This is a genomic window from Biformimicrobium ophioploci (assembly GCF_030270605.1).
GTDB lineage: Bacteria > Pseudomonadota > Gammaproteobacteria > Pseudomonadales > Cellvibrionaceae > Biformimicrobium > Biformimicrobium ophioploci.
Window position 1 is genome coordinate 223,892 of the sequence record NZ_BSYJ01000004.1, and the last position, 15,467, is coordinate 239,358.

The 15,467-nt window shown below is 59.3% G+C and carries 14 protein-coding genes; 8 read left to right on the top strand and 6 right to left on the bottom strand.

All coding sequences use genetic code 11. From position 1 onward, the window contains the following. Positions 1–88: 88 nt before the first annotated feature. The 7 genes from QSJ80_RS10855 to QSJ80_RS10885 all read left to right on the top strand — a co-directional run bounded on the left by QSJ80_RS10855 (position 89) and on the right by QSJ80_RS10885 (position 6,102). Positions 89–871, top strand: a complete 783-nt coding sequence (locus QSJ80_RS10855) for a DUF3450 domain-containing protein (RefSeq protein WP_285764473.1) — start codon at positions 89–91, stop codon at positions 869–871. Continuing rightward, complete coding sequence (locus tag QSJ80_RS10860) at positions 868–2,235, top strand: MotA/TolQ/ExbB proton channel family protein (protein WP_285764474.1); 1,368 nt, start codon at positions 868–870, stop codon at positions 2,233–2,235. Before QSJ80_RS10855 ends, QSJ80_RS10860 begins: the two co-directional genes overlap by 4 nt. A 14-nt stretch (positions 2,236–2,249) precedes the next feature. After that, the gene (locus QSJ80_RS10865; RefSeq protein ID WP_285764475.1) at positions 2,250–2,777 is read left to right on the top strand and encodes a MotA/TolQ/ExbB proton channel family protein; all 528 of its coding nucleotides are present in this window, start codon (positions 2,250–2,252) and stop codon (positions 2,775–2,777) included. A 37-nt stretch (positions 2,778–2,814) separates the two neighbouring features. Further along, positions 2,815–3,213, top strand: a complete 399-nt coding sequence (locus tag QSJ80_RS10870; RefSeq protein ID WP_285764476.1) for an ExbD/TolR family protein — start codon at positions 2,815–2,817, stop codon at positions 3,211–3,213. Between the two features lie 74 nt (positions 3,214–3,287). After that, positions 3,288–3,839, top strand: a complete 552-nt coding sequence (locus tag QSJ80_RS10875; RefSeq protein ID WP_285764477.1) for an energy transducer TonB — start codon at positions 3,288–3,290, stop codon at positions 3,837–3,839. A gap of 14 nt (positions 3,840–3,853) precedes the next feature. After that, positions 3,854–5,200 (top strand): tetratricopeptide repeat protein, encoded by a 1,347-nt coding sequence (locus tag QSJ80_RS10880; protein ID WP_285764478.1) that lies wholly within the window; start codon positions 3,854–3,856, stop codon positions 5,198–5,200. Between the two features lie 263 nt (positions 5,201–5,463). Next, positions 5,464–6,102 carry an energy transducer TonB gene (locus tag QSJ80_RS10885; RefSeq protein WP_285764479.1) on the top strand — a complete coding sequence of 213 codons (639 nt, stop codon included), beginning with the start codon at positions 5,464–5,466 and terminating at the stop codon, positions 6,100–6,102. 66 nt (positions 6,103–6,168) lie between these two features. Here QSJ80_RS10885 and ilvD read toward each other — a convergent pair whose 3' ends face one another. Both ilvD and argA read right to left on the bottom strand, forming a co-directional pair. Continuing rightward, positions 6,169–7,998, bottom strand: coding sequence for a dihydroxy-acid dehydratase (gene ilvD / locus QSJ80_RS10890; RefSeq protein WP_285764480.1), 1,830 nt, complete (start codon positions 7,996–7,998; stop codon positions 6,169–6,171). Positions 7,999–8,208: 210 nt separating this feature from the next. Beyond that, positions 8,209–9,522 (bottom strand): amino-acid N-acetyltransferase, encoded by a 1,314-nt coding sequence (argA, locus tag QSJ80_RS10895; RefSeq protein WP_285764481.1) that lies wholly within the window; start codon positions 9,520–9,522, stop codon positions 8,209–8,211. A gap of 111 nt (positions 9,523–9,633) precedes the next feature. Between argA and QSJ80_RS10900 the strand changes: the two genes are divergently transcribed. Continuing rightward, positions 9,634–10,953 carry an alkaline phosphatase gene (locus QSJ80_RS10900; RefSeq protein ID WP_285764482.1) on the top strand — a complete coding sequence of 440 codons (1,320 nt, stop codon included), beginning with the start codon at positions 9,634–9,636 and terminating at the stop codon, positions 10,951–10,953. Between the two features lie 78 nt (positions 10,954–11,031). Here QSJ80_RS10900 and QSJ80_RS10905 read toward each other — a convergent pair whose 3' ends face one another. From QSJ80_RS10905 to QSJ80_RS10920, 4 genes are all read right to left on the bottom strand, one after another. After that, positions 11,032–11,790 (bottom strand): DUF1295 domain-containing protein, encoded by a 759-nt coding sequence (locus tag QSJ80_RS10905; protein ID WP_285764483.1) that lies wholly within the window; start codon positions 11,788–11,790, stop codon positions 11,032–11,034. Positions 11,791–12,070: 280 nt separating this feature from the next. Beyond that, positions 12,071–13,216 (bottom strand): acetylornithine deacetylase, encoded by a 1,146-nt coding sequence (argE, locus tag QSJ80_RS10910; RefSeq protein WP_285764484.1) that lies wholly within the window; start codon positions 13,214–13,216, stop codon positions 12,071–12,073. 31 nt (positions 13,217–13,247) lie between these two features. Further along, positions 13,248–14,117 carry a carboxylate/amino acid/amine transporter gene (locus QSJ80_RS10915; protein ID WP_285764485.1) on the bottom strand — a complete coding sequence of 290 codons (870 nt, stop codon included), beginning with the start codon at positions 14,115–14,117 and terminating at the stop codon, positions 13,248–13,250. A gap of 65 nt (positions 14,118–14,182) precedes the next feature. Further along, on the bottom strand, positions 14,183–15,463 hold the full coding sequence (locus QSJ80_RS10920; protein ID WP_285764486.1) for an inorganic phosphate transporter: 1,281 nt from the start codon (positions 15,461–15,463) through the stop codon (positions 14,183–14,185). Positions 15,464–15,467: the final 4 nt, after the last annotated feature.

Here is a 15,467-nt window from a genome sequence, read left to right on the forward strand (position 1 = left end):
AGCTGCCTGCCAGTAGCTGAAGCCGCGTTCTGGCAGCTAGAAACATCGCGACCATGTTGTGAAATTACTGAACCCACTGGGGGGTCTGATGAAAATTAAGCGATTGCAAGCTGTGGCGATGACCACTGCGCTGTCCGCGGGTGCGCTCATGGGCAGCGTTGCTGCTGCGGATACCATTGACTCTGTGCTGTCAGTCGGCCAACAAAAGACGGCCGCCGCACAGTCTTCTCAAAAGCGTATCGACAAGATTGCGGAGGAGACCAACTCCCTGCTGCAAGATTTCAAGGTAGTCAACAAAGAGATTGACGGCCTGCGCGTTTATAACAAGCAGCTGGAAAAGCAGCTGGCCAACCAGCTGGACGTGATCCGCAAGCTGGAGCAGTCCATTGCCAACGTGACTGTGATCGAGCGCCAGATCCAGCCGCTGATCCTCCGCATGGTGACTGCGCTTGAGCAGTTCATCGAGCTGGACGTTCCTTTTGACCTCGACGCCCGTATGGCGAACCTGGAGAAGGTCAAGAGCAACATGGATCGCTCTGACATTACTGTTGCAGAGAAATTCCGCCAGATCCTCGAGCTGTACAACTTCGAATCCGAGTACAGCCGCAAGATCAACAGCTACCGTGACACCCTGGTAGTTGACGGCCAGGAGCGCGAAGTAAACGTGCTGCAGATCGGCCGTATCGCACTGGTTGCCCAGACCACCGATTCCAGCACCACCCTCGCTTACGATAAAGAGCAGAAGGGCTGGGTTGAAGTCGACGCTGGCGAATACCGTCGCGCCGTTATGGAAGGTCTGAAAATCGCCAAGAACCAGGCCACCAAAGCCATTATGACCATGCCGATTCCTGCTCCGGAGGCTGCGCAATGAAAAACACCATAGCCAAAAGCGTTATCGCGGCTGTAGCAGCTGGTATCTTCAGCGTTTCCGCCGTGGCACAGGACAAAGCAGCGAGCATCGATGAGCTGCTGAACCTGGTTAAACAATCCAAGGTTTCCGAAACTGCCGAGCACCGCAAGCGCGAAGCAGACTTCAAACGCCAGAAGGCCAACCAGCAGAACCTGCTGACCCAGGCCCGCAACACCAAGGCTTCCGAAGAAGCGCGTTCCACTCGTCTGGAAAAGCAGTACGAAGACCAGGAACTGCTGGTTAAGGAAAAGCGTGAGCAGCTGGACGAGCGTCTGGGCTCCCTGAAAGAGCTGTTCGGCCACCTGACCTCCACCGCTGGCGACCTGCGCGCCAACCTGGATTCCTCCATCGTTTCTGCCCAGTACCCGGGCCGCGGCGAGTTCCTCGGTCAGCTGATCGAGAAGATGAACTCCGCAACCGAACTGCCGAGCATCGAGGAAATCGAGCGTCTGTGGTACGAGCTGCAGCGTGAAATCGTTGAGTCCGGCAAGGTAGTCAAGTTCAACGGCACTGTACTGCTGCCGGACGGTGAGAAGGCCGAGCGCGAAGTAGTTCGTGTTGGTAACTTCAACCTGGTTTCCGATGGCCAGTACCTGGAAATGACCGATGACTTCCGCATGGCGGAGCTGGTCAAGCAGCCTGGCAAGTTCCAGGGCAAAGCTGAAGACCTGCAGTCTTCCACTACCGGTTTCCAGGCGTTTGGTGTTGACCCGACTGGTCCTACCGGCGGTTCCCTGCTGAAAGCCCTGATCAACACTCCGAGCCTGATCGACAAGTGGCACCAGGGCGGCCTGGTTGGCTACATCATCTCTGCAGTAGGTGTGTTCGCTGCGCTGCTGGCCATCTGGCGCCTGCTGGTGCTGTCCGGCATGAACGCCAAGGTTAACGCTCAGCTGCGTTCCGACACCCCGAACACGAACAACCCGCTGGGCCGTGTGCTGCAGGTTGCTGAAGAGAACAAGGGTATCGATGGTGAAACCCTCGAGCTGAAGATGGAAGAAGCGGTTCTGAAAGAGCGCCCGGGCATCGAGTCTGGCCTCAACCTGCTGAAGATCATCTCCATGGTTGCTCCGCTGCTGGGTCTGCTGGGTACCGTGACCGGTATGATCATCACCTTCCAGGCGATCACCATTTTCGGTGCAGGCGATCCGAAGACCATGGCAGGCGGTATCTCCTCTGCACTGGTAACCACAGTACTGGGTCTGGTTGTAGCCATCCCGACCGTACTGCTGCACACCCTGGTTAACGGCCGTGCCAAGCGCATCCTGCACATCCTGGATGAGCAGAGCGCGGGTATCGTTGCCGAAAGCGCAGAACGCAAATAAGAGAGGGCGGTAGCATGCACGCATTAGTTGACGCATGGGCCGCCGTTGAAGCCTTTATGGCGACGGGCGGACCGGTACTGTTCCTCATTGCCGGTCTGACCTTCTTCATGTGGACTCTGATATTCGAGCGCGTTTTTTACTTCAACGGAGCGTTGAAGACCGATGTGCAAAACGCACTCGACACCTGGGAGGAGCGCGATGAGCGTAAATCCTGGAACGCGCGTCAGATCCGCTATGCATTGATTTCTCGTGTTAAGGAAAAGATCGACAGCAACATCGATATGATCCAGGCCTGCGTAAGCCTGTGTCCGCTGTTCGGTCTCCTCGGTACTGTTTGGGGCATGATCAACGTGTTTGAAGTGCTCGCAATGACCGGGGGCGGTGATGCCAAGCAAATGGCCAGTGGTGTATCCATGGCGACCATCCCGACAATGGCGGGCATGGTGGCAGCACTGTCTGGTGTATTTGCCAACACTTACATCACCCGTAAGGCGGAACGCGAGAATCAACTGCTGGAAGACCATCTGACGATGGACCATTAAGGCTAACGGCGAGCAGTATTCGCTAAGAGAGTTGCCAATGAGCAGAAAACCAAAAGCGGCAGAAGACGAAAACGCGATTGACCTCACGCCCATGCTGGACGTGGTGTTCATCATGCTGATCTTCTTTATCGTCGTCTCCACCTTTATCAAGGAGCCGGGCATTGAGATCACCAAGCCGGAAGCCACTACAGCTGAGCTGAAAGCGGCATCCATCCTGGTGGGTATCAATAGCAAAGACGAGATCTGGATTGCCAAGGAAAAGGTCGACGAGCGTCTGGTGAAGGTTGTCCTTGAGCGCCTGTTTGCTGAGAACCCGAAAGGCTGGCTGATTATTCAGCCGGACGAGGGCGCCAGCATCGAGGCCATTGAAAAGGTCATAGAAGCGGCGAAAAAGGTCGGTATCGCTAAAACTTCGCTAGCAACAGAAGAGGGTTAAGCAGCCGTGAACCTAGGAAGACTTTTAGGGGCTGGCGTGCTGGGTGTAGTGACCACCGTGGCCTTATTTTCACAATGCAGAAGCTGATCGATGCGAACATGAAGGCTCCCGAAGAAGGGGAGAACATCAAGATCGCAGATATCGTGATGCCGAAGCAGGAGCTGGATACCCAGTACGACACGAGCAAGCCGGACAAGCCGGACGAGCCGGAAGAGCCGCCACCGGATATGCCTGAGCCGGAGTTCGACAACCCGGACGTGGACACCGCCATCAACATGGCGCCGCCCACTTCAGGTGTTGACCCGAACATCGGTGGCCTCGGCAACTTCGCGAGTGAAGGTGATTACCTGCCAATCGTGAAGGTGCAGCCGCAGTATCCGCGTCGCGCCATGCAGCGTGGTATCGAAGGCTACGTGATCGTCGAGTACACAGTAACCAAGAACGGATCTGTACGTGACCCGCGTGTGGTGGAAGCATTCACCGCCAAGGGCCAGCCGACTACGGTCTTCAATCGCGCTGCGATGAAGTCCGCGCTGAAGTACAAGTACAAGCCGCGGGTCATCGATGGTGAAGCCATCGAAGTACCGGGTGTACGTACCAAGATCACCTTCAACCTGGCCAAGTAACGGAGGCGACGCAAATGAAAGTGACGACAGCTTTATCCAAGTTCGTCAAACGCTCCGCGTTGGCGTTGCCCCTGGTTGCCGCACCGGCAATCAGTGTGCAGGTTCTTGATGCACTGGGCTTCAATGCGAATGGTTTCGGCCAGGCGTATGCTCAGGAAGAGAAGAAGCCGAGCAAGGTCAAGACACGCAAGACGCCTTCGATCTCTGAAGCCGTTGGCAAGAAGCTGGGCCAGGCCCAGGAACTTGCTGATGCGCAACAGTTCAATGAAGCGCTCGCGGTTCTGCGGGACATGGAAGCGCGTTCTTCCAAGTACTCCGCGTATGAAAAGGCACAGGTTGCCTACTTCATGGCGTATATCTACTTCAGTCTCGAGAACTATGACGGGGCTATCGCCAGCTACAAAAAAGTGCTGTCCGTGCCGAGTGAAAACCTGACCGAGGCGCTGGAAATCGGCTCTCTGCAGGCGGTGTCCCAGCTGTCCTTCGTAAAAGAGGACTACAAGGGTGCATTGCGTTACATCAATCGCTGGATGGATGTTTCCAATATCGTCACCGGCGAGATGTACTACCTGCGTGCGCAGGCGCACTACCAGCTGAAGGACAATGCCAACGCCCTCAAGGACATCAGCAAGGCTGTGTCCATGGTTGAAGGCAACGGCAAGGTTCCAAAGCAGGCCTGGTATGACCTACAGCGTTTCCTGTACTACGACAAGAACGATTACCCGAGTGTCGTGAAGGTACTGGAGAAGCTGGTCAAGCACTATCCGCAGGGCACCTACTACATCCAGCTGGCTGGCATGTACGGCCAACTCGGCCGCGAGAAAGACCAGCTGCACATGATGGAAGCTGCCTACATTGCGGGCGTGCTCAAGAAAGAGAAAGAGCTGCTGAACATGGCCTATCTCTTCATGGGTGCGGAAATGCCATACAAGGGCGCCAAGGTGATCAAGAAGGGCATCGACAACAAGCAGATCGAGCGCACTTCCAAGAACCTGGAAACCCTGGCAGTTGCCTACCAGATGGCGCAGGAGTTGAAGAAGTCTATTCCGGAAATGGAGGCAGCTGCTTCCATGTCGGACAAGGGTGAGCTCTACTCCCGTCTCGCAGGTATCTACCTGGACCTGGACCAGAACAAGGAAGCAATCACTGCAGGCGATAAGGCCCTGAAAAAGGGTGGCCTGAAGCGTGAGGACCAGTTGCGTATTGTCCTCGGGATGGCAAATGCCAACCTGAAGAAATACGAAGCCGCCCTCAAGCACCTTGAAGTGGCCAAGAAAGACAAGCGCTCCAAGAAGTTCGCGGAGCAGTGGATCGCCTACGTTGAAGGCGAGAAGAAACGCGAAGAGCAGCTTGCCATCTGATTCCCGCGGGAATCGGAAAATAAAAACCGCGCCTCAGGGCGCGGTTTTTTTATGCCTGCCGGGTTTGTGCGTACTCACTTTCCAGCAAAACTTGCCTGAAACCAAATGAATGTTCGGAACAAATGACTTGAAATGCCATGATGCGTGGCATTAAATGTTAATTAGCTGATCAGCTTTTCCCTTGCGCCGCGCCCGCCGCGGCGGCCAGACACCTGATAAGAACAAGGAGAGGTGTATTTATGGGTAAAGTTATGGATAAAGTTATGGATAAAGTCAGCCAGCGCATTAACCCGTCTGTTAACCGGACAGCCGCAACCACGCGTAATCTCAGCCTTGCGGCAGTTGCCACCGGCGGCCTGTTGTTCCTGATGAGCCAGCTCATCCACGCCGAGTTCCGTGAGCCGGTGGAAGACCCGCCGCCCAGGATTCCCGAGTTTGTCATGGAGACACCCGAAATCGAGGTGATCCGGGACTTTGCCGAACCGGAGCCGCCGGCGGAGCCCATGCCAACCACTGCGCCACAGCCACAGGAGCGGCTACCGGAGCCAACCACGCTCAAACTGCCCACCGAGTACAAATACCGGCCGCCGGGTAACGAAACGAAAATACCGATCAACAGCGACCCGATCCCCATCGTGAAGAGCAGCCCGCGCTATCCGGTACGGGCACTGCAGAAGGGTATCGAGGGTCATGTGATTGTGGAGTTCACCATCACCCCGAATGGCAGTGTCGCCGACCCGCGCGTGCTGGCAGGTTTTGATCGCGCCGGAAACCCGACCACCCTGTTTAACAGGGAAGCGTTACGGGCGGTGAAGAAATTCAAGTATCGCCCGACCCTGAAAGACGGGGTGCCGGTTGCGCGCCGCGGCGTCCAGAACAGGATTGTCTTTAAACTGCAGTAGGCCGGAACGAAAAAAAGGGCCACTGTCATCCAGTGGGCCCTTTTTGTTTACCTGATAGCGCTGCTGTTACAGCTCGCGAACCGCACCCCGGTCTGCACTGGTGGCCAGCATTGCATAGGCCTTCAGGGCCTTGCTGACCTTGCGCGGACGCTTCTCTGCAGGCTGCCACTGCCCGCCGCTTTTGTCATTGAGCTGGTCACGGCGCTGCTGCAGTTCGGCATCGCTAAGGACCACTTCGATGGTGCGGTTGGGAATATCGATACGGATGGTGTCGCCGTCGCGCACCAGCGCGATATTCCCGCCTGCCGCTGCTTCCGGTGAAACGTGCCCGATGGACAGGCCGGAGGTGCCGCCCGAGAAGCGGCCGTCTGTGATGAGTGCGCAGGATTCGCCCAGGCCCTTGGACTTGATGTAGCTGGTGGGATACAGCATTTCCTGCATACCCGGGCCGCCGCGCGGGCCCTCGTAGCGCACGATGACCGCGTCGCCTGCCTTGACTTTGCCATCGAGGATATTGGCTACCGCAGTATCCTGGCTTTCCACCACATGGGCCGGCCCTTCGAAGTGCCACAGGGCTTCATCGACACCGGAAGTCTTCACCACACAGCCGTTCGGCGCCAGGTTGCCAAACAGCACCGCCAGGCCGCCTTCACTGGAGAAGGCATTTTCAATGGAGCGTATGCAGCCCTTTGCCCGGTCGCTGTCGAGGCTGGACCAGCGGCAGTCCTGACTGAAGGCCTGTTGTGTAGGAATGCCTGCGGGCCCGGCCAGGAAAAACTTACGCACTTCGGGGTTGTCGGTGCGGCGAATGTCCCACGCCTCCAGAGCCTCGCCGAAGGTGCGGCTATGGACTGTCGGCAATGAGGCATCGAACAGGCCTCCGCGCTCCAGTTCGCCGAGCAGGCCGTAGACACCGCCAGCGCGGTGCACATCCTCGATATGGTATTTCTGCGTGTTGGGTGCCACCTTGCACAGCTGCGGCACCTTGCGCGACAGCACATCGATATCCGCCATGGTGAACTCGACTTCCGCTTCCTGCGCAGCAGCGAGCAGGTGCAGGATGGTGTTGGTGGAGCCGCCCATGGCGATATCCAGTGCCATGGCGTTGGAAAATGCCTCGCGGCTGGCAATGGAGCGGGGCAGGGCGCTGAGGTCGTCCTCTTCATAATAGCGCTTGGCCAGCCCGACGATCTCGCGGCCAGCACGCAGGAACAGCTCGCGTCGGTCCGCGTGGGTGGCGAGCATGGTGCCATTGCCCGGCAGTGACAGGCCCAGTGCCTCGGTCAGGCAGTTCATGGAGTTGGCGGTAAACATGCCGGAGCAGGAACCGCAGGTCGGGCAGGCAGAGCGCTCGTATTCGGCCACGGTTTCATCGCTGGCGTCCGTCGCTGCAATGACCATGGCATCGACCAGGTCCAGCTTGTGATCAGCGAGCTTGGTCTTGCCGGCCTCCATCGGCCCGCCGGATACGAAAATCACCGGAATATTGAGGCGCAGTGCCGCCATCAGCATCCCGGGAGTGATCTTGTCGCAGTTCGAGATGCACACCAGCGCGTCGGCGCAGTGCGCATTGGCCATGTACTCCACCGAGTCCGCGATGATCTCGCGGCTGGGCAGGCTGTACAGCATGCCGTCGTGGCCCATGGCGATGCCGTCATCCACGGCGATGGTGTTGAACTCTTTGGCGACGCCGCCGGCTTTCTCGATTTCGCGCGCGACCAGCTGCCCCATGTCTTTCAGGTGGACGTGGCCCGGTACGAACTGGGTAAAGGAGTTGGCCACGGCAATGATGGGCTTGTGGAAGTCGTCATCTTTCATTCCGGTGGCGCGCCACAGTGCGCGCGCGCCCGCCATGTTGCGGCCTGCTGTGGAAGTGCGGGAACGATACTCTGGCATGGTTATCCCTACTGCTGCTCAGTGTAAAAATCTTGCTGCCCGCAATGCGGGCGGCCGGACAGGATAGCAAATTGGGGGCCGGGCGCCATCTATGGTTACAGCTGTAACGGGTTTGCTGCGAGGCCCTCTCCGCTGGGCTGGCGCGCTCGGGTTGGGGCGGGCTGTTTACACTCGAATCACTTCCACAGGGGCTTTTTGCACAGGGACCTGTTACACAAGCGCCTTGCGCATCACCCGCGACTGGCGCAGGTCGTTGTAAAGCGCCTGCCGGGATGCCGGCAAGCTCTCCGGCGCGACCGGTGCGAAGCCCTGTTCGATAAACCAGTGCTCGGTCTGGGTGGTCAGCACGAACAGCTCCTCCACCCCCTGGCTGCGGGCCTGCCGCTCCAGGTGCCGCATCAGGCGCGCGCCGCGGCCACCGCCCCGGAAGTCGGGATGTATCGCAACACAGGCGAGTTCCGCAGCCACGGTGCTGCCGGCCTGGTCGGTGATCGGGTAGAGTGCGGCGCAGGCGACAATGCTGCTGTCCACCTCGAAAATGGTGAAGTGGGAAATTTCCCCTTCCAGTTTCTTGCGCGAGCGGCGCACCAGCACGCCTTCCTTCTCCAGCGGCCGGATCAGCCCCAGAATGCCACCCACATCCTCGATACGCGCGCGTCGCACCGTCTCATAACTGTCGCGGTAAACCATGGTGCCACTGCCGCCGCGGGTGAGGAGTTCCTCAAGCAGGGCGCCATTGGCGCTGTAGCTGACCATCTGTACTCTTGGTACGCCGTGGTTGCAGGCCCTGACGGCAATGCGCAGGCTGCTGCTGTCGCACTGTGCCAGCAGCTTCTCGGCTCGCGCCAGTGGAAGTTCCCGCACACTGTTGCCCTCTACCTGCAACTGGCCATTTTCCCGCAGCAGGATCAGTTTTTCCGCGCGCAGTGATGCAGCGAGTGCTTCCGCCAGCTCCAGGTAGTTGACCGAGAATATCTCGCCTGTGAGGGAAGTTCCCAGCGGCGGTATCAGCACCAGGTTGCCACCGTGCAGCTGGCTGGACAGGCTGTCGCCGTCGATGCGCCGCACGCGCCCGCTCCACTGCAGGTCGACCCCGTCGAGGATGCCGAGTGGCTGTGCGCTGACAAAGTTACCGGATACCACCCGCAGCTGGGCGCCGGCCATTGGCGAATTGGGCAGGCCCTGGGAGATAGCCGCTTCGATATCGAAGCGCAGGCGCCCGACAACGGCCTTTACCACTTCCAGGGTACGCGCATCGGTGATGCGGCTGTCACCGTGGAAAGCGGACTCGATACCCGCGTCGGACAGCGCGCTGGTGATCTGGTCACGCGCGCCGAAAACCAGTACCAGCCGGGTGCCGAGGCTGCTGAGTAGCGCCAGATCGTGTACAAGGTTACGGAAATTTTCATGTGCGAGACCCTCGCCGGGAATCGCGATTACCAGTGTGCGGCCGCGCAGGTCGTTAACGTAAGGGGCAGCGAGGCGAAACCAGTCGATTACGGAGGGCGCGTCGAGCGAGTTCACAGTGGTTTCCGGTCCTTGGTTCCCGAGAGGTATGGTTGCAGATACTGCACTTGAGCAGCTTTTATACCACAGATACTATTCCCGAAACCCGTAGGGAAATGAAATACCACAATGAGAAAATATATCGCCACCGCGGCTGCAGCCGTATTCCTGTCCGCCTGCACGCCAGATGAAAACCCCAAAAACGTCATCCTGATGATCGGTGACGGCATGGGGCCGGCCTACACCAGTGGCTACCGCTACTTCGTCAATGACAACAACCGTGCGGACTTCCGCCCCACCGTATTCACGCAAACGCTGGTGGGCAACGCCAGTACCTTCCCCGCAGACCCGGACTCGGTGACGGATTCCGCCGCTTCTGCCACGGCGATGGCGGCGGGCGTCAAGACCCTGAACGGGGCTGTGGGTGTGGATGCCGATGGCCAGCCGGTGGACTCCGTCCTGAAGCATGCCAAGCAGGCCGGTATGCGTACCGGCCTGGTCGCCACTTCGGAAATCTACCACGCTACGCCGGCCGCTTTTGTCGCGCACAACGCGAATCGTGGGGAGAAGCATGCTATCGCCCAGGATTTCGTCAACCAGCGCCATAACGATATGCCGCTGGTGGATGTGTTCCTGGGTGGCGGGCGCAAGTATTTCGATCATGATGAGACCGCGCTGTGGCAAAAACTGGAGGCGGACGGCTATCACCGGGTCGATGATTTCGGCGCGCTGGAAAACGCCGCGGGCAAGCGCAATCTGGTTGGACTGTTTGCCGACAGCGGCCTGCCCTACGCCATCGACAGCGATGTGCCGGACCGGTTGCAGCGCATGACCCGCGCCGCGCTGGCATCGCTTGCCGGCAGTGACGAGGGCTTCTTCCTGATGGTGGAGGGCAGCCAGATCGACTGGTGTGGCCACAACAATGACATCGCCTGTGCGATGAAAGAGATGGGGGATTTTGCGGCTTCCATTGAAATCGTACTGGAATTCATGAAGGCCAATCCCGATACCCTGCTGGTGGTCACCGCGGACCATGACACCGGTGGCCCGAGTATCGGTCGTGAAGGTAGTTACCGCTGGATGCCGAAGGTCATCCGCCAGGTGCGTGCCTCACAGGGCAAGCTCAAGGAAGTGTTGCTGGAAAGCGAAGATATTGCGGCAGACTGGGCGCGCTTTGTGGACTTCCCGCTCGAAGATGACGAGATCGCGTCCCTGGTGAGCGCGCAGCAGTACTCGCGTGAAACCAAGGCGCGGGATAACGACCCGAAATCCCTGTATGCCAGCATTGCCGATATCATCAATCGCCGTACCGGCACTGGCTGGACCACCCATGGCCATACCGGCGAGGATGTGCAGGTGTTCGCCGCAGGCAAGGGCAGTGAGCAGTTTCGCGGCAACCAGGACAATACGGATATTGGTAAAAAGCTGATCGCGCTCGTCAGGAATTAAGTACAGGCTGTGGGTGATGCGTTGCGGAGCCGCCCGGAAATTGCCCGGGAGCTCCGCCGCAGGGAGAGGCCTTCGGTCCTAGTTGCCGAAGAAAAGTTTTGGGGTGCTCGCCTTGTACGCCTGATAGGCTTCCATCTCGCCCCAGCGCTTGTCGGCCTGCTCTTCCAGCATCGGCACGCCGCTGACCCGGGAAATAAGCAGGTAAACGAACACCGGGCTTATCACCACCAGCCAGAGCCAGCCGCTTAGCAGTGGTACAGACATGATGAACATGCCAAGCCACAGCAGGATTTCCCCGGCGTAATTCGGGTGCCGGCTGAATTTCCACAGCCCGCTGGTGATAAACGGTTTTTCCTTGCTCTTCTGTTCGCGGAACGCGCTTTTCTGGCGATCTGCCACCACTTCTGTTACGAATCCGATAATCCAGATCGCCAGCCCCGCCCAGCCCCAGGGCGTGGCGGTGAGCTCCGCACCATTAAAGACGATCACCAGTGCTGCCAGCAGTGTCAGGAATACCCAGGCGCCCTGCAGCGTCCAGGCCACGAGAAAGCGCGGGGCGGAATGTTTGATCTCCCTGAAGCGGGAGTCCTCACCGGTCTTCATCACACGCAGGAACAGGAAACTGCCGAGGCGCAGGGCCCAGATGGTTACCAGGCCCACCACGAGCAGCTGCCAGGGGTTGGATACGCCGCTCAGGGCTGCCGCGCTCCAGATACAGGCGAGGAAAGTGGTGCTGCCGCAAAGGTCGTAAAATTTTTCTGTTTTGAAAATATAAGACGGGACAAAGGCGACCCACTGCACACCGAACGCGATGGCGAGTATATTCCACCAATTCATATCTCCGCCTGAAATCGCCCAGGCAATAAGCGCGCAGATCGCGACGACGACAACCACCGCTATCAATCTCTTTTTCAACATTTCCGTATTAGTCCTGTTTTTCTGATTGTGGAACCATGGCCTTATGAAACGCGGAATCCGCCGGTCATGCAAGATACGTTACTGCAGGCTCAATCGGGCAGTACGGCAGATTGTCGCAGACTGCGCGCCGTCCGGCTGCGAAGTTTCCGTCAGATCTGCGTGAAGAAAGCGTGAAAAGGCTGCGGGTGATGCCTGTGACTTAGAGGCAGAAGCGCCGCACCAGGCCTTGCAGTACCTCAATCATGGGGGCAATCCTGTCCTGCGGCAGAAATTCGTCCGGCTGGTGAGCCTGGTCGATATCGCCGGGCCCGAGCACCACCGTCTGCATACCTAGTTGCTGCAGGTAGGGTGCCTCCGTGGCAAAGGCTACGCTGTGTGCCGCATGCCCGGTGAGTTTTTCGGTTGCCTGCACCAGTTCGGATTGCTCGCCTTCTGCGAAAGGTGGCACACCGTCAAACAGGGGCTTGTATTCCACCTGGATACGCTCTGCCTGTGGCAGCGCCAGTACGCGGCTGCGGATTTCCTCGCGCACGGCTTCCAGTTCCATACCCGGCACCGGACGGATATCGAACTGCAGCTCAGTGCCTGCACAGATGCGGTTTGGGTTGTCACCGCCGTGAATACAGCCGAGGTTGAGAGTCGGCACCGGCACCAGGAAGCCCGGGTGCTGGTAGCGTGATTCCCAGCCCTTGCGAATGGCCATCAACTCGCCGATGACGGAGTGCATTGCGTCGAGGGCATTGGCGCCCAGCGCCGGGTTGGAGGAGTGGCCCGAGTGGCCTGTCACCCGGATAGATTCCATCATGCAGCCCTTGTGCATGTGCACCGGGCGCATGCCGGTGGGTTCGCCGATCACCGCGTATCGCGCCCTGGGCATCCCCGCGGCCACCAGTGCGCGGGCACCGCCCATGGCAGACTCCTCGTCGGCGGTCGCAAGAATGATCAGCGGCTGCTTGAGCTGTTCAGGTTTCACCGAGGCAGCGGCGGCGAGTGCCAGCGGAAAGAAACCCTTCATATCCGTGGTGCCGAGCCCGTAAAAGCGGTTGTCGCGCTCTTCCAGGCGAAATGGGTCCGTGTGCCAGCGGCCATCGTCATAGGGCACGGTATCGGTGTGTCCCGCCAGCACCAGTCCGCCGGGGCCGCTGCCCATGGTCGCGATCAGGTTGAGCTTGTCCGGGTGGTAGGGAAGCGGTTGCAGCTCGACGGCAAAGCCCATGTCCTCGAGCCAGCCGGCCAGCAGTTCGACCACCGCACGGTTACCCATATCGAGGCGCGGATCCGTTGCGCTGACGCTTGGCGTCGCCACCAGCTGGCGTAACTGTTCGGTAAAATCTGGAAGTATCATCCTGTTTTCCTGTCCGTGGAATCTGGAGCTGTTATTTCGGCGGCTCGCGCCCGGAAGCCTTGCGGCTGCAGGCCTCACTGTAGACTACTGCGCCGGCAATCAATATGCCGCCTGCCAGCAGGCGCGGCAGGTCTGCATCGCGGTTCCAGATTAACAGGTTTACCAGCAGTCCGGCGGGGATCAGCGCATTGTTCATGGCCGCGAGGGTGCCGGCATCCACCTGGGTCGCGCCGCGGTTCCAGAGAAAATAGCCCGCGCCAGAGGCGATGATGCCAAGCCATACCAGCACGCCCCACTGCACACTGGTAGTGGGGTACTGGGGCTTGCCCAGTACCAGCCAGGCGACTGTCGCCACCATCGCGGCACCGAGGTAAAACCAGCCAAAGTCCCGCAGCGCATCGCGTGTTGGCCGGCCGGACATCAGTTGCTTGTAAGCCACCTGGCCGATGGCAAAACACAGGTTGGCGCCCTGCACCACAAGGAAGCCCAGCCAGTAGCCGCTATCGAGCTTTTCCCAGCGGATTACCGCCGCGCCCAGTACGGAAATGGCTGCAGCAATCAGGTGATGCGGTGACAGCCTGCCCTGCAGCCCGTCATAGATCAGCGCGATGTAAACCGGTGTGAAGATGGTGAACAGCAGCACCTCCGGCACACTCAGCAACAGTAAGGACTGGTAGTAGAACAGGTACATCAGGCCCAGCTGGATGGCGCCGATACCCATCAGCTGCAATGCCACGCGGCGTGGCGTCTGCGCTGGCCTGAGCAGGGGCAGGAATACTGCCAGCGCCAGCAGTACACGGGTGAGCACGGAAAAGTACGGGTCCACCTGCCCGGCGAGGTAGACGCCGATCAGGCTGAAGGAGAAGGCCCACAGTAGCGTTACGAGTATCAGCCAGAACATTTTTTATCCCTAAAACAACAAACCCGGCATATGCCGGGTTTGTATTATCTGGTCTGTATGGGCGGTTAGCCAAACAGCCCCTTGAAGAAGTAGAAGAACAGGATCGCGATGCCCGCACCCGCCGGCAGCGTGATGATCCAGGATACGAAGATGGTGCTGATCATGCGCAGGTTGAGCGCGCCGATACCACGCGCCAGGCCAACACCCAGCACCGCGCCCACCAGCGTGTGGGTGGTGGAGATCGGCAGGCCGGTGGCAGAGGCCAGTACCACGGTGGAGGCCGCACCCAGCTCGGCGGCGAAACCGCGGCTCGGGGTCAGTTCGGTGATCTTGCGGCCGATGGTGGCCATTACCTTGAATCCGTAGGTAGCCAGACCGACCACGATACCGGCACCACCAAGCAGCAGGATCCAGCCTGGCATCACGGCTTTGGCGCCAACCACGCCGGACTGGATGGTGCTGACAACTGCGGCCAGCGGGCCAACCGCGTTGGCCACATCGTTGGAACCGTGCGCGAACGCCATGGCACAGGCGGTGAAAATCATCAGGATTGCGAACACGCGCTCCACATTGGCAAAGCGGCCGCCGACAACGCCGGTACCCCTGTCATCGCGGCCCACACGGCGCAGCAGCAGGATACCAATGCCCATCACGACCAGGCCTGCGATCACCGCAATACCCGCATCCTGCAGGAAGGTCAGCTTGATGCCGGCGTCCTTGAATACATGCTTGAGGCCCTTGGTCAGGGTCACCATCGAAATCATCCAGCCAACGGCGAACATGTAGATGGGGATATAGCGTTTGGCGTTGCCGAATGGATCATCAGTGTTGAGGATCAGGCGCTGTACGGAGCGGAACAACAGGAAGGAGATGGTCCCGGCCAGTACCGGGGATACCACCCAGCTCGCCACGATGCTGCCAACCTTGCCCCAGGAAACCGCATCCGGGGAGATGCCCACTGCGGCGAAGCCGACAATAGCGCCGACGATGGAGTGGGTGGTGGAGACCGGCCAGCCCAGCAGGCTTGCGATCAGCAGCCAGGTGCCCGCCGCGAGCAGCGCTGAGAGCATGCCATATACCAGCAGTTCCGGTGCATCGCTGAACACGTCGGAATCGATGATGCCCTTGCGGATGGTGGCGGTTACCTCGCCACCGGCCAGGTAGGCGCCGGCGAATTCGAAAATCATGGCGATGATGATCGCCTGCTTGATGGTCAGTGCACGGGAGCCGACAGAGGTGCCCATGGCGTTGGCGACGTCGTTGGCACCCACACCCCAGGCCATGAAGAAGCCGAAGATGCACGCGAGTACCAGCAGGATCTCGCCATAAGTCGAAAGTATGTCCATGATC